Raw genomic sequence first — 18,555 nt, forward strand, 5'->3', positions numbered from 1 at the left:
TCATGAAATTTTTTTAGGATTTAAAGAAATTGAGTATACCCGTATTTGCAAAATTCGTCAAAGTGTAAAATTCCTCGACGTCTCCAACTAAAGAAAACTCCAAATAAAAATATATCGCTGACTTCATTCTCTTTTACTTTCGTTTTTGACAAACGGCAACAATTTAATATATAATACATGTAAATTATAATTTAATAATAATGAGGATCAATAATTTTATGAGTATACAAAACAGTGTAAACGCTATATTTACATATACTAATCCTTCTAATGATAAACCCCATGTATTGCGCCTGACGAAAGATAAAACCGGTAATGAACAACTAAAAGCAGAGAAAAAAAATGCTTTTACTCGCTTTAAAATGTTTCTCGGCTTCAAAAGCTATAACCTAGATAAGATTGTCAAATTTGTTGAAAAAAACCACATTTCACTGGAAAATCACAACAAGAAAATGAACTGGAATGATTTTTACGCAAAAATCGGCACAAAAATTCTGATTCACAATAAAAATCATCCCAAACATCTCGTGAAAATCTCAAACGTTTTTGCAAATGCTTTTGGAGGGATTGAGCCTAAAATTCGTGAAATGATCCAGGAGAAATTAGATGGAAAGATCGGCAAAGACGCATATGATCAAGTAATGGAGCTAGTTGACAAAGCATTTGCCAGCGAAAACCCACAGCAAACAATGAAGAATGGCCTTTCATCACTAATTATAGGCTCAAAAGATTACCGCGCTATTAAAAACCATAAAATCATTGAGCTTTTTAGCTCGGTTAATCCAACAGCTATCTCTGAAGATAAAATCAGAAAGATTTGCCAAGATTTAAACATTGATCCTCGATCAATTGGGCATGTTATAGAGGTTTATAACCAAGTAAAAGATTCTGAAAATCCCATACAAAGGATGAAGGAAGAACTTTTTCTCATATTGGAGGTCGATGAAACAAATAAGCTTGTTGGCCAGCTATTTGGAAAGTCTGAAGACCCCGATCCCTTTTTAAAAAGTGGAAGCTCATCGAGCACCAGTAGGAGTACCAATGTGCCAACTCAAACACTAAAAGAAAAAGAAATTAGCACCATAGCTACAGCATATGGTTGGATTGGGTTTTATAAATCTGGGCCATCTGAATTTCTTGGAAATTTTGCCCTTTGCCCTAATAAATTATCTGTTTTTGGAAAAAAATTCGATTGTGCTGAAGCCGCTTTTCAATGGAGAAAGTTTGACCTGATCATTCAACAAAATAAAGGTCAACCCGTAGCTAAAGAACTGGAAAAAGCGATGAAATCCACGCAGAACAACTTCTTTACTTCGGATGGAGAAGGTGCCTTCCAAATTAGCAGAAGACTAGATGAGATTGCCTGGAAAAAGTATAAAATATCTCCGGTCAATTGGCGAAATGGGGAAAGAGATAAGGCCATGTGGGAAATCTTAGAGAATAAGTTCAAAGATCCAACTTTTAACGGCTTACTCCGCGCGACAAACGATGCCTATTTGTTAGAACACAATAATAAGACAGGCAAAGATTATTACTGGTCTGACAACAATAATGGAGAAGGTTTTAACATGTTAGGAAAAATGTTGATGCATATCCGAGATCGTCAATCTATGCCTAAATTTGCCCCCCTGGATCCAGCTGACCCTGAAAAAAAGCGATTCTTGAAAGATACAGAAGATCCTGTATCAGGCTATGCAAATTTGGCTAAGCAAATGTTCAATAGCTTTAATCCCCCTTACTCAATTCACTAAAGCAAAAGACCTCTCCTGACAAACCTGTTAGAAGAGGTCTTTTATCATTCTATGGATTATTGGGGAACTGTTCCCGCTGGTCCATAATCATATTCGGCAGCAAATTGTGTTGCAGGCGCCAATGCACCTAGAGTAATCGCCAAGGGAACTGCAACAGTGATTGTTGATGCCGGCGGTCTAAAGGCCACAACGTTATTCTGTAAGCTCAAGCTCACGTTTAACAACGCCGGTGCTGTTTGCACACCCATTGTGTAGTTTCCAAACACTGGATTGTTCACGACAATCTGTCTGTTTTGCAAAATAATGATGGTCGGATCAAATGGTAGTGCAGTCAATACCGTACCATCTGGTGTCACCACGTAGGGAGTTGGTCCAACACTAAATAAACCTAATCCAAGTGTCATGTTGAAGTTAAAGGTCAAGCTTGCTCCAACATCCGGTGTAAAGGGATTCGCTCCTGTAGCACCCGTTGCCCCAGTCGCACCTGTTGCTCCGGTAGCTCCTGTCGCCCCAATAGCGCCCGCTGCTCCAGCAGGTCCAGTTGGCCCTGTCGGTCCAGCTGGTCCTGTCGCGCCTGTATTACCGGCAATCCCTTGAGGTCCCTGAGGCCCAATCAATCCTTGTGATCCTGCGGGTCCTTGTGCTCCTACAGGCCCTTGAGACCCTGTGGCACCGGCTGGTCCTGTCGGTCCCGGGGGCCCGCCTGATGGACCTGTTGCTCCAGCTGGGCCTTGTGCCCCAGGATCACCCTGCGCCCCTGGAATTCCGTCAGAACCTCTGCTCCCCCTTCTTCCATTTCCTGAAGCATACCCAGCAATTGCACCTGCAGCGGCACCTAAAATGATACTACTAATGATTTGCCACCGAGAAGAACTTCTGCAGCAAGGATCGGGTTGAGGACAACAAGGATATTCACATCCAGTGGATTGAGATTCCGGATTATGCATAAATTGAGGCGGCACATTCGCCGGATTTTGAGCTTCATCTCGAAATTCGCAATCGTACGGGGTTGCGTATTCAACTCCATGAAGATTTGTTGGTAGATTTAAACAAAGTGTAGAGCATATGGCTAATATCCCCATTCCCTTGTTTAATATTTTGGCTAATTTCACACATAACCTCCTTGTTTTTCTTTTGTGTAAACCAGCATATAAAGAATTATTTAAATTAAAAAAATATTTTTATCGTTTAGTTTTTCATTTCCTTTGAAAACTAGATATTTATGGAACAAAAAAATTTGAAAAAAGCATTCCAGAACAAAAAAGTTTACACAAAATCAGTTTTATTTCTAGGATACGCATTAATTAATGTCACAAAAGAAAAACTTTCGTATGACCAAAGCTTACATCTGCTTAATCGCGCTCTTTCATTGCTTCTTTATGCCTTTATATGGAGACGAAAAGTGCATTTTAAATTTAACGATTGAAAATGCAATTAACTTAGCCTGGGAGAGAAATCAAAATGTTTTAGATGCTTACGCCAAATTAGAATCGGCGGAACTAGGTGTTGAACTGCACGAAAAGGAGTTCGGCTTAAAAGTTTTTCGACGTGGAGATATTGGCTATGTAGGGGGAGGTAAAACAGGATCTGGCGCGACCATCGGGGGAGGAATCGATCTTGTTAAAAAATTCCCCTTTGGAACTGAAATCACCATTTCTCCATCTCTTATGAAGGCTGCTCATAAATATGACTCTCTCTTCCGCGCATGTATCTCTCAGCCTCTCTTTAGAGCTTTTAATTACGATTACTTTTTATCTCCTCTGCATTCATCCCAGTTTTCTGTACGCACAGCAACCCGTTCCTTGCTTCTGACACAAATCAATATCATGATTCAAATTATCCAGTCACTCTATGAAGTGGTTAAACAAGAAAAAATGTTGGTGCTGGATACGGAATCTTATGAACGTTTAAAAAAATTTACCGATGCCACACGTGTTAAAGAATCCATTGGATTGTCTGACGCGCTCGATGTCTATCGCGCCGAAATTGAACTCCGACATGCTCAAGATCAAAAAGAACAATCCAGAGAACGTTTACAAGATGCTAAAGATCGTGTCAGAGAACTTCTGTTTTTGGATTGCGATCAAGAATTTGAAGCCAACGTCTCTCTCGAATACTCTCCAGTTGATATCTCAATCGATGAAGCCATTAAAACAGCTTTAAATAAGCGTCTAGAACTCGAGCAAGCACATGATTATGTCTGCGAAAGCAAACGAATGGCAAAAATAGCCAAAATCAATCTAACTCCAGACTTTAATTTTTTAGTCGATTACAGCTCTTCTGCTCGAGATGAGATTTTAACACGTACATATTCAGGAAAAAGGGAAAGCAAATGGGGGATTGGATTGACCACTTCCACAGCAAACTTTGACAATTTCCATGAGAAAAATGCCTACGAACAAAGTCAAATGAATGTCGATAATGCCAAACGTAATTTTTTTATGGTTAAAAATAATCTAATCCTAGAAATCAAAAGAATGATGCGAGCACTGGACCGTACGCTAGATCGGATAGCCTCCCAAGAAAAACAAATTAAAAACTTTCAAGGAGAATATCATCTAGCTAAAGCAAAGTTTGAACATCGAATGGCCAACAACTTTGATGTTATTCAAGCCGAAAAATCAACACGTATGGCACAAAACGGTTTGATCAGTTCCATTATCGAACACATTATAGAAGAATATCGACTCCTTGCAGCAATGGGGGTTTTAATTGATAGAGAAGAGACATGTCGATGAAAAAAGTCTTGTTTGGATTAGTCAAGTGGAGCTTTTTTGTAGGGGGCTTAGCGACTTGGATCTATTTTCTTTCCCTTCAAGAGCATCCCTATCCTCCTAAATCTAATCTTCCAGAAATGATGACTTATGAAGTCAAAAAAAGAAGTTTTGCAGTGAATGTTGAAACCACTGGCGAGCTAGAGGCTGCTCAATCCACCTTAATCGCCTCCGCTGTCAGAGGGGATTTAGGAAAAATCATCTATTTAATTGCCGACGGAACAAGTGTCCCTGCAAATAAATTGCTGGTCAAGCTCGATGCCACACCTTTCGAAGAAACTATTGAAGACCTCGAACAGCAAGTTAAAGAGCAGGAAAGCAAAATTCTTGGCCTGAAGCATAAGCTAGCATGGGATATTTCCGCAGCCGAACATGATCAAAAAATGGCTACCCTCGAAGAAGACACGGCTCATTTAGAAATTAAAAAGATTATTGAAGGAGATGGTCCCCTTGAAAAGGCAAGACTGCAAGGACTTGTCCAAAAAGCGGCCATCAAATACGAAGAGATGCAAGGGTATGCCAATGATCTAGAATCTCTTGAGCAACAAGGTTTTCTAAACCCTAGCGAAAAAAGGCAGGCAGAAAAAAAACTGAATGAAGAGAAGGAAGCCTACGAAAATGCACGCATGCAGTACGAAAGCTATGTTAATCACGTGCTCCCCATGCAAATCATGAAAGCAGAAGCCGCCTTAAAACGGGCGCGCTCAACGGCCGAAGAAGCAGCACGTTCAACAGCTTATAATATCCAAACGACCCAATTCACTCTCGCCCAAGCTGAACAGCAGCTCACACACCTGCATGAGTCTCTAGAAAATGCTCGCAAAGAACTCAAACATACCGAAATTCTCTCCCCTTATGAAGGAATGGTTGTACATCGAGAAGACTTTAGACAAGGACAACGACGTAAACCACGTGTGGGAGACAATGTTTTAAAAAATCAGCCTATTATGGACCTCCCCGACCTTAATTCGATGCTCGTTAAAACGCGCATCCGTGAAATCGATTTACATAAGGTAAGCATCGGTAAACAGGCAACCATCAGTATTGACTCTTATCCCAATCTTTTCTTCTCCGGAAAAGTACATGCAATTGGGGTCCTCGCTTTAACAGATATCACCAAAATGGGTGATGAAAAATACTTTGATGTTACCATCGCGCTCGATAAAAATGACTCTCGCTTAAGACCCGGAATGACGGCTCACGTCACCATCCACTCAGATCAGATCGACAATGCCTTAACCATTCCAATCTATGCCCTCTTTGAAATGGAAAAACAACATTATTGCTATCTCTCGTCAGAAGACGAGTATCTTTGCCACCCCATTTCAGTGGGGAAAGCCAATCAACAATGGGTAGAAATCTTAGATGGATTGAAAGAGAATGATGTGATTTGTCTAAGTGAACCTCCCTCTTATACCAAAACCGAAGAGCCATTATGACAAAACCTTTTGCCATTCTGAAAGAGATTGAAAAAAAGTTTGTCATGGGTGACACAGAGATCCATGCTTTAAAAAATGTGTCTTTAGAGCTACATATCGGCACTTTGACCGCAATTATGGGACCGTCTGGTTCGGGCAAATCCACCCTAATGAATATTTTGGGTTGTCTCGATCCACCAACGAAAGGCGAATATTTTTTAATGGATCAAAATGTCGCGCACTTGAGTGACATCACCCTTTCGACCATTCGGGCAACCCAGATTGGCTTTGTTTTTCAGTCATTTAATTTAATTTCTCAGTTAAGCGTCTATGATAACGTAGCGCTGCCTTTTTTATATCAACCACATCCGAAAGAGGTCAAAGAGCGCGTTTTATATGCAATTGACAAAGTCGGCCTTTCCCATCGTCTGACACACCGTCCCAATCAACTTTCTGGGGGTGAAATGCAGCGCACAGCTATTGCGCGTGCTTTTGCGATTAACCCAACCTTTATCTTGGCAGATGAACCTACAGGAAACCTCGATACGGAAACAGGCAATTCCATCCTCACCCTTTTTGAAGATCTCAATCAACAAGGGGTCACCATTTTAATCATTACGCACGATCCGAGTGTCAGTACACACTGTCAAAGAACAATCAAAATGCGGGACGGACAAATCATCCATGATCAATGACATTAAGCAAGGAATCCGTTCCCTCCTCTTACAACGTTTACGCACATTTTTAAGTGCCTTAGGAATTTTTTTTGGTGTCGCTGCTCTCATTGCCATGCTGGCAATTGGGGAAGGCGCAAAACAAGAAACATTGCGGCAAATTGAACAGCTTGGGATGAATCACATTATCTTGCGCCAAACCGACTTAACAGAAGCACAACAGCAGGAAAGGCAAAAGCAATATGTGAAAGGCTTAACACTCATGGACGCCCAGATCATTTCCAACCTCTCCTGCATCTCTGCAAACGCCTGTTTTAAAGTCCTCAAGGGAAATTTGCAAATTGAAAACCAAGCTTTTACACCCGAGATTTTAGCCGTAAGCCCTTCTTTTTTTGAACTCAAAGGCCTCGACATTAACCGAGGACGCTTACTTTGCCCTTTGGACCAGCAACAAAAACAGCATGTTTGCATTTTAGGCTATGATGTGGCTAAAGAATTGGGAAAAAAAGGGCACGTTTCTCAAAACATTTCGATCGATCATATTTCGTTTAAAATTGTGGGGATCCTAGACCACAAGCACTGGATTCCTGGAAAAACGAACGTGATGACTTCACGCAATTTAAATCGAATTATCTATGTCCCACTGGGCATTGATAAAACGCTTCCGCGTAAAACTTGGTTACACGATGATGCCCTTACAGAGATCGCTTTTCAGGTAAAAAGTAATCAAGATATCAACCAAACGGCCAAAACGATTCATCATATCTTAAATCACACCCATAAAGGAATTGAGGATTATCAAGTCGTGATCCCCCAAGAGCTTCAGCATCAAGCTAATCGCACACAAATGACATTCAATATTGTTCTTGGGAGTGTTGCGGCGATTTCTCTTCTCGTCGGGGGGATTGGAATTATGAATATCATGTTAGCAAACGTCACAGAAAGAACCAGAGAGATCGGAATTCGTCGAGCTGTTGGAGCGAATCAGTACCATATTGCGAAGCAATTTTTAGTGGAATCTCTGCTTTTAACTCTTTCTGGAGTTTTTTTAGGAATTTTGGGTGCTCTTGCTCTCACAGAACTGATTACCTATTATGCAGAATGGGAATCCTTGATCACCCTTTGGTCTGTCTTGCTAGCCGTTAGCATGGCAACTCTTGTGGGTTTATGCTCTGCACTTTATCCTGCTGTTAAGGCGGCTCGTATGAATCCGATTAATGCTTTGCGCCATTTCTAGTTGGAATGTTTTTCTAAGAAAAGCTGAAAAACTAAACGATAAGGGCGCATTATACAGAAGTATAGTGCATATTTCGCGGCCTGAATCCACGTTAGCGGTTTCGTCTCATTTTTTTGTTCGATTGAGATGATTTCTTGAAAATCATAAGCTTGATTAAAAAATCGGGTTACAAGATCTCCTTCGAAATGTAAATGCCACGTTTCCAAACGCTTTTTCAAGAATTGGGGAAGATTTTTTCCGGATTCGTTGAGTAAAGTAGGCAAATTCAGCTGGACTTCCACTGGTTTCATCCGCTTTTTTCGTACCCCCCTTTCAATCGAGGCATAGCAGTCATAAATCATCCCCTTCCCTTCCTTATTCATGTTGGTAAAATAATGGGTTTGATCCTGTAAAAAAACTTCTGCAGCGCATAACTTCCACCGATTGAAGGTTTTCTCATGCAAAATCCAAATAATCTCATAGCCACAACTTCGATAATCCTGGCATCGATTTTGCACCTCTTCTTGTGTAATGGGTGAACATTGCACTTCGAAAATCAATTTTTTAGATTTCCAAACGACATCCGCGATGCGAGAAACGGTAGGAAAAGAACATTCAAGCACACAATCATTTTCGGGAAGTAAGCGATAAAGGTAGGTTTGAACCTGGATATGCTCCATGCTTTTGCGATGCAAAGAGCAGGCTTGATTGATTTGCAAATGATAGTAATGCTTCTGTCTGTGACGGCCACCTCTTAATCGAACGGCCTTTTGACATTCCAAACAAATATAATCGCAATGTTTTTCAGCATGAACCGCGGCTACTAATTGATTGTGAAGATTGAACGCAAAAAGTTGCATAATGCACCTCATATGGCTAGTAAACACACCGATTAGTCAAAAACTTTTATACAAATACTTAAAATAATCTTGAGATTAATCTCCAACTCTCTATAATGCAATCAGCTCAACCTTGACAAAAACTACCCAATCGTCACAAAATTGCTCTACTGATTTTTCGGGCGAACGGAAAAAACAAACGTATATTGATGAAGGATTCATCGCATTTTGTCAAGATGAATATTCAAAGAATTATTCGAATAATGGTAACCTACAATGGTGCTGTGTCTCTTCTACAATTGAGGATGTTAATTGAACAAAAAACTTGCGTCTAACTTTAAATCCTCCTCTTTCGATTTCTCACTCAGACACGATCTGATTTCTTATTTTCGCACTTTTCGCCCTTTTTTTGAATTTATTGTTCGCATTCCTGAATAGGAACTGCGCCTGGAAACAAAAACTTTTAGGAAAACATGAGCAAAGTAAATTTTTCACAAACATTCTCCCAGCATCACCAACAAAAAGTTGATGAACTTGTCTCGCTTGCAAAAGAACAGGGATACATCACCTACGAGGAAATTAACGAAATCCTCCCAATGACTTTTGACAACGCAGATCAAATTGACCAAGTCCTGATTTTCTTAAGCGGGATGGATGTTCAAGTTCTGAATCAAGCGGAAGTCGAGAGGCAAAAAGAGAAGAAGAAAGAAGCCAAAGAAATGGAAGGGCTTCCTAAGCGATCTGAAGGTTCCCCGGACGATCCTGTTAGAATGTATTTAAAAGAAATGGGATCTGTTCCTCTCCTCAGCCGAGAAGAAGAAGTGGAGATTTCCAAACGGATCGAAAAAGCGCAAATTCAAATCGAACGAATCATCATGCGTTTCCGCTATTCCACAGCCGAAGCCATTTCGATTGCCTCTTACCTTATTCAAGGAAAAGAGCGCTTTGATAAATGCATTACAGAAAAAGAAGTGGTCAATAAGCAAGAATTTTTGCACCTCCTTCCAAAGCTTTGTGATCTTTTAAAAGATGAAGATGCCATTCTAGAACAGCTTTTACTGAAGCCACTCTCAGAAACATTGGAAGAAGACATTGAAAAATGCCGAATCCGCACACAAGCCTATTTACGTAGACTCCACTGTCGACATAACGTCATTGAAGACTTTGGTGAAGTGATTTTACGGGCTTACGACCGTTTCTTAGCCCTTGAAAAAGATATCAATGAGCTTAAACCACGTGCTGAGCGTAATAAATATGCCGCTGCAAAATTGAATGCAGCCAAGCGCAAGCTCAAAAAACGGGAATTAGCGGCGGGACGTTCTTTAGAAGATTTCAAAAAAGATGTGCGCATGCTTCAACGTTGGATGGATAAAAGCCAAGAAGCAAAAAGAGAAATGGTTGAATCCAACCTGCGCTTAGTCATTTCGATCGCCAAGAAATACACAAACCGCGGCCTATCCTTCCTTGATTTAATTCAAGAAGGCAATATGGGTCTGATGAAAGCGGTTGAAAAGTTTGAATATCGTCGCGGTTACAAATTTTCAACTTATGCGACTTGGTGGATTCGACAAGCCGTTACACGTGCCATCGCAGACCAAGCAAGAACAATCCGTATTCCGGTGCACATGATCGAGACGATCAACAAGGTCTTGCGCGGCGCAAAGAAACTAATGATGGAAACTGGTCGTGAACCAAGCCCTGAAGAACTCGCTAATGAACTTGGCATTACAGCTGAACGTGTACGTGAAATCTACAAAATTGCCCAACACCCGATCTCGCTACAAGCTGAAGTAGGTGATGGCGGTGAAAGCCAATTTGGGGACTTTCTAGAAGATACAGGAGCAGACTCACCCGCGGAAGCAACTGGCTATTCCATTTTGAAAGACAAAATGAATGAAGTATTAGCCACATTGACTGATCGCGAACGCAAAGTTTTAATTCAACGTTTTGGCCTTTTAGATGGCAAACCCAAGACTTTGGAAGAAGTGGGCGTTGAATTTAATGTAACCCGTGAACGTATTCGTCAAATTGAGGCTAAAGCCCTGCGAAAAATGCGCCACCCAACGCGTTCTAAACAATTGAAAGCGTTCCTAGATTTGTTAGATGTCGAATAAACATCGAATTTCCGGCTAAGTCAGTATCCTGGCTTAGCTCCATTTCCCCAAAGGTTCCCATGTCTTCCCGCAAACTAGATATCGAACAAGCCCTTTCTCTTTTAAAAAAAGAGGGTTTGCTAGCCCGTAGCGTCAAAGGTTTTGAGGTACGTGAACCTCAAATCAAAATGATGGAAAATATCCTCCAAGCCTACAATCAAGGGGAAATTGCACTCATTGAAGCGGGAACAGGTACGGGAAAAAGCATGGCTTATCTGATCCCAGCTATTTTGTGGTCACTTCAGAATAAAGAACGCACCCTGATTTCTACACACACAATTACTCTGCAAGAACAACTCCTTTTGAAAGACATCCCGACTCTTGTCAAAGCATTGGGTGTTGAAATCCATGCTGTCTTGGTTAAAGGAATGAGCAACTATTTATGTTTAAGAAAATTAGAAGAAGCTCGCCAGGAATTTCGTCTACTACCCGACCAGGAAAGCCAAGAACTTGAACAAATCGAGGCCTGGGCAGAACAAACAACTGATGGTTCTCGATCTAGCCTACATTTTGTCCCCTCGTCTACCACATGGGAAAAGGTTTGCGCAGAAAGCGACACGTGCAATCACATGGCCTGCCCTCACTATAAAGACTGCCATTTTATTAAAGCTAGACGAGAAGCTAATGAAGCTCAATTGTTAATTGCCAACCACAATATGCTTTTTGCAGATCTTCTCTTTAGAAGTGAGAATGAGCACTTTGATGATCCTGCATTGCTTCCCACCTACCATCGGATCGTCATCGATGAAGCCCATCATATTGAGGATATTGCTACAGACTTTTTTGCCGCACGTGTTTCACAGATTGGCATTCTACGCGTCATGGCCCGACTCACAGCTGAAAAACAAGGGAAAGTGCATGGTAAATTACCACTGCTAAAAGAAAAGATCCAAGAATGCTGCAAAAAAAATGCCACGCATGAGGTTAATTCCCTTTTAAATCGGCTTCAAATTGATTTGCCTGCGCTCCGAAAAGATTTGCTGAAATTTATTGTCGACGCTTTTCATATCTTTGGTTCTTTTGTGCAAACGCTCCAATCTCCTTACGCTTCCCAAGATCAAGACTGGAAAGAAAATAAGCTACGCCTTCTCCCCTTCCATGTCACGCACCCAGACTGGAATCAAAAAATTCTACCGCATGTTAAACTCACGCTAGAAGAAGCTCAACGCTATACTACAGCTCTTTCAAGTCTGGAAATGGATTTAAAAGCTTTAGATAACGATCAGCTAAATGAACAAACCAAGGGGATTCGATTCGACATTGCCGCATTATCGCAACGCCTCTCCCTCTTCACAAAAGCCCTAGAATCCTTTACCTCTTCAGAATTTTCTCCCTCAAAGGTTCGTTGGATTGAAATTCAATCGACGAGAATGATTCCATCCATTCAACTTGTACATGCCGATTTAGATGTTTCTCAAGCACTTGTAGATTATTTGTTCAAACCTTTTTCGACCATTGTTTTATGCAGCGCTACATTAACGACCAATAATCGCTTTGATTTTATCCGTAAGCGCCTTGGCCTCACAGCCGAGGCTCTGGCCAGTCGATCCATTAAAGAAGAAATCTATGGATCTCCTTTTAACTACAAAGAACAAGCCATGCTGGTTGTACCTGTGGATTTGCCAGAACCTGCCCATCCTAAGTACCAAGAACAAGCCTGTGAAAAAATTTGGCAAGCCCTTCAATCAAGCCGAGGAAATGCCTTTGTTTTATTCACTTCTTATACACACCTAAAAACATGCTATCAGATACTGCAAAAAAGATTAGAAGACAATCGCTTTCGCTTATTTAAACAGGGTGATGACAATCGTCAATCCCTACTGCAGAAATTTAAAGCTGCTGATCGAGCTGTTTTATTTGGAACCGATTCTTTTTGGGAAGGTGTGGATGTGATCGGCGAAGACTTGCGCTGTGTCATCATCGTGAAATTACCATTCAGAGTACCCAATGAGCCATTGATTCAAGCAAGAGCCGAAGCTATTTCAGCGCGCGGAGGTGATCCTTTTGGAGAGTATGCCCTTCCTCAAGCGATTATGAAGTTCAAGCAAGGTTTTGGAAGGCTGATTCGGGATAAAAATGATCGCGGGTGTGTGGTTTGCCTAGATTCTCGGTTAGTATCAAAATCTTATGGTTCTTCATTTATCAATAGCTTGCCTCCATGCCAGGTATTGCTCACACAAAGTGAGCATGTACAAATGAAGCTGGATGAGTTCTATAAAAGAACCTACCATTTTGTAAAAAACAAGCAGTAATTAAGTTCCTTAAGCAAGAAGACGTTATCTTAGTGCGAGCTTCTTGCTTTCAATTAATTTCTTATATCACCAGAAAAAAAAAGCTCACTTCACCTTTGAATGCCTACTCATCAATAGTTGCTAGCCAAGCCAAACATTTGATAGTGTCCATAACCATTAAAATGAAACAGGCTTCAAAAAGAAGCCTGAAATAATAATACTAATGGACCCGCTTTGGTTAGTTAAGAATACGTTGAACAAGATGAGTTTGAATTTTGCGCAACAAATCTTGCGAGCTTGTTGGCAACTGCTTTAACTGGCCCAAACGTACTTGGAATTCATGGAGTTCTTGCTGAGTTTGAAGAGAAGAAGGATTTTGAACAATGGAGAATAAATCAGCTAAAGAAGCATCTTCAAAGCGACTCTCTTGAAGCGAATTATGCAAATTTTGAATTTGAGCAATGGGAGGCAATCTTAAAAAAGCATCTTGCCTTAGACCCTGAACAGCAACTCTTGGGGTAAGTTGATCTGGCATCTGAAGAATGCACTGAAACATTCTAGATCCTTTGTTTTGCATAATCTTCGTGTACAGTTCTCCGATTTGCTCTCTAATCCCAGTTTTGATTCTTTCTTTCTCATCGTCCATGTAGCGTTCAAATTCCCCTTTCCTCTGACAGATTGCAATAACGTCGTCCTCCACTTTTGCAGTAGGGACTTCAAATTCCCGCTTTTTCTTATTTATTTCTTCAAAATGTTTATCAAACATAGGCAAAGCAATTCGATCGATTCTCCCTTTTTGATCAAATTTCATGATTTTTCGAAGAACAGCTAAGCGAACCTCATGCATAATCGAGAGAGAAAAATCTACTTTAATCTTGTAAAGATTTTCAAGCGCAAAATTGTTACCCTCTCTTACATAACGTCTTTCATGGGAATCAAATTCAGAAAATAAATGCATATCTATCAACCTTGCTCGCACATCTTTTTGCAAAGAAGCAATATCGGCTTCAAATCTTCCTTGCTCGTAATAAGTGAGGCTCATTTCTTGCATAAATGGGCGAATATCAACACTCATATGAATCACATCTCTTATAGTATTTGGAATACGTGTGAAAGATTCTAGAGGTGTTACAGGATTAACCGGAATGGGATGTTTAATTGGACACTCCGCAATCTGATAATTTTGTATAAGCCTTTGATCATGGAACATTTCTCGACAAGGCAGACATTTTTCGTAAGAATTATAAAGATAAGAATCAAGAAAATAAGAATTAAGAACCTTTATAAGAACTTCACGCAAGAGAACAACATCTTTCAATTCATGTGTTTTATAAATTTTATATAAAATTTCTAAATATTTAACACGATCGTCAATTGACAGATGGGGATTCTCAATAAAGGTTTTTCCTTCGTGATCTTGCTCTAGTAGATATTCTTTTCCTCCATAAAGATAAATGCCCTCATAAACGTTCAATTGTTTTATAAAATCACGCTTATCTTCCTCACTGCGAAAGGATTTCACTCGTTCAAGCAAAGAATAGGAATAATTAATTGCAGGTGGAAAATAACTTGGTTTAGGATAATAAGAACCGTAATCAGAAAAATTATGCATGGGTATTCACCTTTTTAATTGTTCAACGATAAATAATAATAAAGATTATAAATAAAATAACAATAACTTAAAACTACAAAAAACCCAACAATAAGAAAGCGGACTAGTTCTTAAATTTTTCAATTAATTGAATTTAACATTAAAAATTTCTGAAAAAAAAGATATGTTTTTCAATAACCACACATGACCCCTTTAAGTCTTAGGAAATAATCTGCGTACAGTTATGAAGACTCCTCATCTGGATGTCTTGAATCCCCTCCAAAGTAAAACATGAGTCGCAGAAAACGCTTATCTAACATTGATTGCTACCCTCCAAAAAGTGAGCGGTCCATCGAGCTCCTCTTTCTTAAGATTATAGTTTTTTGTTAGACTCTATTTTATCACAAAAAAATGAGAGGAAACCGATGACACAGCTTAAGAACATGTTATTTGTGATTTTTTTATTGATGTATACAATTGCCGCACATTCCACAGATGTGCTGATCATTGGCGGAGGCCCCTCCGGTCTTGGTACCGCCATTGAAGCCTACCAAAAAGGGATGAATGTGAGAGTCGTGGAAAAGGAAAAAGACTGCCTCCACGCTTATTGGGTTTTTCTTACAAAAGCTTCTTTATCTTTACTAGACAAGTGGAAGGTGACAATTCCTGAAATGACAATGGTCCAATTTGAGGGCAAATCAACCGGATTAGTCCAAATTAAGTATCTTAACCGAGCTCTCAAAAATCGAGTCAAAGAACTAGGAATTGAAAGAACATTGGGAAAATTCATCGCGGTTGATGAAAGTAATTTTACTGCTGAGATAAACACACTTAATGGAAAAATATTCATTCCTTACGATTTTATCGTCGCTGCCGATGGTTCTCAAAGCCACTTACGCAAGCAATTAGGCATGGACTGCGATCCCTCTTATCAAACAGTAGGAGCTTGGGCCTTCTTCCCATTCGACAATTCGGGAGGGGCTATTACGTCAGAAATTATTGATCAGCAATATTATTATATTCGTCGAATTCTTTTGCCTGGAGGAAGTGCAATTAGCCTGCAGGGTGTATGTTATGATCCTAAGTTTTTTTCAAATTATACACTTGCACAATTTCGAGAAAGGCTTCTGGCACAAGGCTGGACTTTGGAAGCAGAAATGATCCGAGCCAGAAACCCTAATGTTATTTACGAAAATAATATGAGTGTCTTTTTGCAAAAAGCTCAAACCTTCTCCAACAAAGAAAGTCGGATTCTTCTTGTGGGAGAGGCTGCGGCATCTGCAACTTTCTTTGACTGTATTGGATTAAATACAGCCTTACAAAGCGCAGTCTATGCGGGAGATTTTTTTAGCAAACCCTATAAAGATAGATCCTATAAAAAATTTAATCAAAAAATGGAAGCGGCATCGAAGCAATTGCTCGATTACAGCGCCTACTTATTTTCACAATGCGCGCCCTAATGGATGTTCATGATATAGTAAGATTTAATTGGCTTTTGTTTTAAAAATTAACACTTTACAATTATTTTAATGCGAAAAATTCGATAATGAAGTAATGTATTTATTTGCTGCTGCTTGGGATAACTAGAAGCTATTAAGCTTATCAACGATATTTTTTTTGTTAAGGGATTACAACGCCAAAGGGATAGCTACACACTTGTGTGTTTTCATCTTGAACTTTGGGGAGTGAACCCACCTTTACAAGCCGTGTTGATCACGCCAGCTTCTTAGCCCCTTTCAGCAGCTTTTTTTTCTTTTTCATAAAAAAAGAAGAAAAGCTATTGACGAAAATCGTCTTTTCAGCCAATCTTTTCATTTTTACGGCGATCGTAGCTCAGTTGGTTAGAGCGCTGGATTGTGGTTCCAGAAGTCGCGGGTTCGAATCCCGTCGTTCGCCCTCTTTTTTCTCCCCCCATTAAATTATCCTTGTTGAAAAATCCCTTTCATGGCACCCTGAAGGGCTATCTACGCCTTCCACGTCCAAATGGGGAAAGCGTTGCAAGTTTTCCGACTTTCTCGCATGAAGGAATAAACCGATGTCCACACTTGAAGCGATTTTTCTTGGTATCATCCAAGGATTAACCGAATTTCTGCCCGTCAGTTCCTCTGGCCATTTAAAGCTCATGCAAACTTTAATGGGGCTTCAAAATTTGGATCAATACATCTTATTCGATCTAGTCTGCCACTTGGGAACCTTATGCGCCATTTTATTTTTTTTCTCTAAAGAGATCAAAGAAACCTTCACATCGAATCGAACACGCTTATTACAAATCACACTTGCCACGCTCCCTTTATTTCCCCTGGTGATTTTTCTTAAACCGATCGAATCGATTTATCAAAAACCTCATTTACTCGGCTTCTTTTTTCTCATCACCTCTCTTCTCCTATTTCTAGGTGTACGTTACCAAAAAGAAACACCTCCTAAACATCCTTGGAAAACACCATTTTTAATTGGTTGTTTTCAAGCTCTCGCAATTTTTCCCGGTATTTCCCGCAGTGGCGCGACCATTTCTGGAGCACAATTGCTCGGATGGAATATACGGGATGCTTTGACATTTTCCTTTTTAATGGCGATTCCCGCCATTCTTGGAGGAATTGCCGTTGAAACGCTCAAATTAATGACCACAGCCTCGGCAGCACCTTCCATTTCTCTGTCTGCATATGCAGCAGGACTCCTCACCTCTCTTTGTGTGGGATATGCTTCTTTATTTTTTTTGCAAAAAATAGCCATGCATCACCGCTTTATTTATTTTGCATGGTACTGTTTTGCTTTAGGAATATTTGCAATTATTTATTTCAACTTTTAGTTTACAAATTGACGCACCGATGATCGTCCTTGTAAAAATCATTAAGGGAAAAAATGGCTAAAAAAAAACAAATAAAAATGACATCGGCATCTACGAAAGATGTCACTCCCTATAATACCGAAATGCGAGGCATCTTCTTTTTTAGTGTATCCATCATATTAGCTTTGAGCCTTTTAAGCTTCGCGTATGGACAAGAGTCTAAAAACTGGCTAGGCCTGATCGGACATACCATTGGATGGATTTTCCATGCTTTATTTGGATTAAGCAGCTATTTAATCCTCATTTTTCTTGGATGGATCAGCTGGCGCCTTCTCTTTAATCATCCCATTAATCGCCTTGCGAAAAAAGCCTTAGCTGTTGCCATTGTGGTTGGCTCTTTATCCATTCTCCTTTCTCTCATTGAAGAGCAATTTCCTACGATCCGCACATTTTTGGGCCACTCTTTTTACACGTATTCCTGGTTCAAAAAACAACGCTACCACTTGGGGGGAGCCCCTTTCTATTATCTCTATCGCGACATGCCCTCCTTTAATCTTGTCCGCATGCTCAATACAACAGGAGTCGGCTTAGTCTTTTTTAGCACCCTTGTTGCCTCGTTGCTTTCTTTGGCAAAAATCACTCCAGACCAAATCTTGCAAGCGCTGACTAACTTTTTTACTCTTATAAAAGAAATCTCAAGAGAGAAGTGGGATGCCCTATTTGCCCCTCGAGAATATGCGGAAGAACCCGTTTCTAAATCTTCAAAATCATCTTTTTTACAAGCTGAAGAGGAAGAAACCGTTCCTTTTCAGGAAAATGATTTAAAAAATCGGCCCTCCTTTGCACGGAAATACGCCTTCGATCCCATCTTAAAAAACACCTTTGGAGAAGCCCCCCGCATGGCTCTTCCCATGCCTGATGCCCCCATAGAAAATGATGATGATCTGATGCCCCCCTCCTCTATGCAAAATGTGGATTTTGAAACATCTGAGCTCAACAAGAAAGACGCGGCAATTGCCGCTCAGAAAGTTTACAACGGGGATTTCACCAATTACGAAGTCCCAGAAGACACGCTTTTAACAAATCCCAAAAATATTGACCAAACCCTGCTGAAGAAAGATTA

13 protein-coding genes and 1 tRNA gene are annotated in these 18,555 nt (G+C 40.2%); 11 read left to right on the forward strand and 3 right to left on the reverse strand.

What is annotated here, in order from left to right; all coding sequences use genetic code 11:
* The first annotated feature begins 218 nt into the window (after positions 1-218).
* On the forward strand, positions 219-1,751 hold the full coding sequence (locus AB7E63_RS08250; protein WP_428419172.1) for an NADAR domain-containing protein: 1,533 nt from the start codon (positions 219-221) through the stop codon (positions 1,749-1,751).
* 56 nt (positions 1,752-1,807) lie between these two features.
* Here the strand turns inward: AB7E63_RS08250 and AB7E63_RS08255 are convergent, their stop codons facing one another.
* Entirely contained in the window at positions 1,808-2,863 is a 1,056-nt protein-coding gene (locus AB7E63_RS08255; RefSeq protein ID WP_013925563.1) for a collagen-like protein, read from the reverse strand.
* A 195-nt stretch (positions 2,864-3,058) separates the two neighbouring features.
* Between AB7E63_RS08255 and AB7E63_RS08260 the strand changes: the two genes are divergently transcribed.
* The 4 genes from AB7E63_RS08260 to AB7E63_RS08275 are packed head-to-tail and all read left to right on the forward strand — an operon-like array spanning position 3,059 to position 7,854.
* Positions 3,059-4,489 carry a TolC family protein gene (locus AB7E63_RS08260; RefSeq protein WP_013925564.1) on the forward strand — a complete coding sequence of 477 codons (1,431 nt, stop codon included), beginning with the start codon at positions 3,059-3,061 and terminating at the stop codon, positions 4,487-4,489.
* Positions 4,486-5,964 (forward strand): efflux RND transporter periplasmic adaptor subunit, encoded by a 1,479-nt coding sequence (locus AB7E63_RS08265; RefSeq protein ID WP_006341426.1) that lies wholly within the window; start codon positions 4,486-4,488, stop codon positions 5,962-5,964. The genes AB7E63_RS08260 and AB7E63_RS08265 overlap by 4 nt, the downstream gene beginning before the upstream one ends.
* Positions 5,961-6,638 carry an ABC transporter ATP-binding protein gene (locus AB7E63_RS08270; protein ID WP_013925566.1) on the forward strand — a complete coding sequence of 226 codons (678 nt, stop codon included), beginning with the start codon at positions 5,961-5,963 and terminating at the stop codon, positions 6,636-6,638. Before AB7E63_RS08265 ends, AB7E63_RS08270 begins: the two co-directional genes overlap by 4 nt.
* Entirely contained in the window at positions 6,628-7,854 is a 1,227-nt protein-coding gene (locus AB7E63_RS08275; protein WP_006341424.1) for an ABC transporter permease, read from the forward strand. The genes AB7E63_RS08270 and AB7E63_RS08275 overlap by 11 nt, the downstream gene beginning before the upstream one ends.
* Here the strand turns inward: AB7E63_RS08275 and AB7E63_RS08280 are convergent.
* On the reverse strand, positions 7,851-8,693 hold the full coding sequence (locus AB7E63_RS08280) for a competence protein CoiA (RefSeq protein ID WP_013925567.1): 843 nt from the start codon (positions 8,691-8,693) through the stop codon (positions 7,851-7,853). The genes AB7E63_RS08275 and AB7E63_RS08280 overlap by 4 nt on opposite strands.
* A gap of 452 nt (positions 8,694-9,145) precedes the next feature.
* Here AB7E63_RS08280 and AB7E63_RS08285 point away from each other — a divergent pair, with 452 nt between their 5' ends.
* Together AB7E63_RS08285 and AB7E63_RS08290 are read left to right on the forward strand one after the other, a co-directional pair.
* Positions 9,146-10,786 carry an RNA polymerase sigma factor gene (locus AB7E63_RS08285; protein WP_006341421.1) on the forward strand — a complete coding sequence of 547 codons (1,641 nt, stop codon included), beginning with the start codon at positions 9,146-9,148 and terminating at the stop codon, positions 10,784-10,786.
* Positions 10,787-10,845: 59 nt separating this feature from the next.
* Positions 10,846-13,077 carry an ATP-dependent DNA helicase gene (locus tag AB7E63_RS08290; RefSeq protein WP_006341420.1) on the forward strand — a complete coding sequence of 744 codons (2,232 nt, stop codon included), beginning with the start codon at positions 10,846-10,848 and terminating at the stop codon, positions 13,075-13,077.
* Positions 13,078-13,294: 217 nt separating this feature from the next.
* Here AB7E63_RS08290 and AB7E63_RS08295 read toward each other — a convergent pair whose 3' ends face one another.
* Positions 13,295-14,668 carry a hypothetical protein gene (locus tag AB7E63_RS08295; RefSeq protein ID WP_013925568.1) on the reverse strand — a complete coding sequence of 458 codons (1,374 nt, stop codon included), beginning with the start codon at positions 14,666-14,668 and terminating at the stop codon, positions 13,295-13,297.
* Between the two features lie 404 nt (positions 14,669-15,072).
* Between AB7E63_RS08295 and AB7E63_RS08300 the strand changes: the two genes are divergently transcribed.
* The 4 genes from AB7E63_RS08300 to AB7E63_RS08315 form a co-directional block, all read left to right on the forward strand.
* Entirely contained in the window at positions 15,073-16,107 is a 1,035-nt protein-coding gene (locus AB7E63_RS08300) for an FAD-dependent oxidoreductase (RefSeq protein WP_036746242.1), read from the forward strand.
* Between the two features lie 362 nt (positions 16,108-16,469).
* Positions 16,470-16,543, forward strand: a tRNA-His gene (locus AB7E63_RS08305).
* Positions 16,544-16,682: 139 nt separating this feature from the next.
* Entirely contained in the window at positions 16,683-17,453 is a 771-nt protein-coding gene (locus AB7E63_RS08310) for an undecaprenyl-diphosphate phosphatase (RefSeq protein ID WP_006341417.1), read from the forward strand.
* 53 nt (positions 17,454-17,506) lie between these two features.
* Positions 17,507-18,555, forward strand: a 1,049-nt coding sequence (locus AB7E63_RS08315) for a DNA translocase FtsK 4TM domain-containing protein (protein WP_428419178.1), incomplete at its 3' end; no start/stop codon positions are given.

It is taken from the genome of Parachlamydia sp. (genome assembly GCF_050255895.1).
In the GTDB taxonomy this organism is placed as follows: domain Bacteria; phylum Chlamydiota; class Chlamydiia; order Chlamydiales; family Parachlamydiaceae; genus Parachlamydia; species Parachlamydia acanthamoebae.

Bases quoted from the DNA above. Each gene is read 5' to 3' on its own strand.
- AB7E63_RS08250 (WP_428419172.1), top strand. From the start codon at position 219: ATGAGTATACAAAACAGTGTAAACGCTATATTTACATATACTAATCCT.
- AB7E63_RS08260 (WP_013925564.1), top strand. From the start codon at position 3,059: ATGTCACAAAAGAAAAACTTTCGTATGACCAAAGCTTACATCTGCTTA.
- AB7E63_RS08265 (WP_006341426.1), top strand. From the start codon at position 4,486: ATGAAAAAAGTCTTGTTTGGATTAGTCAAGTGGAGCTTTTTTGTAGGG.
- AB7E63_RS08270 (WP_013925566.1), top strand. From the start codon at position 5,961: ATGACAAAACCTTTTGCCATTCTGAAAGAGATTGAAAAAAAGTTTGTC.
- AB7E63_RS08275 (WP_006341424.1), top strand. From the start codon at position 6,628: ATGATCAATGACATTAAGCAAGGAATCCGTTCCCTCCTCTTACAACGT.
- AB7E63_RS08280 (WP_013925567.1), bottom strand. From the start codon at position 8,693: ATGCAACTTTTTGCGTTCAATCTTCACAATCAATTAGTAGCCGCGGTT.
- AB7E63_RS08285 (WP_006341421.1), top strand. From the start codon at position 9,146: ATGAGCAAAGTAAATTTTTCACAAACATTCTCCCAGCATCACCAACAA.
- AB7E63_RS08290 (WP_006341420.1), top strand. From the start codon at position 10,846: ATGTCTTCCCGCAAACTAGATATCGAACAAGCCCTTTCTCTTTTAAAA.
- AB7E63_RS08295 (WP_013925568.1), bottom strand. From the start codon at position 14,668: ATGCATAATTTTTCTGATTACGGTTCTTATTATCCTAAACCAAGTTAT.
- AB7E63_RS08300 (WP_036746242.1), top strand. From the start codon at position 15,073: ATGACACAGCTTAAGAACATGTTATTTGTGATTTTTTTATTGATGTAT.
- AB7E63_RS08310 (WP_006341417.1), top strand. From the start codon at position 16,683: ATGTCCACACTTGAAGCGATTTTTCTTGGTATCATCCAAGGATTAACC.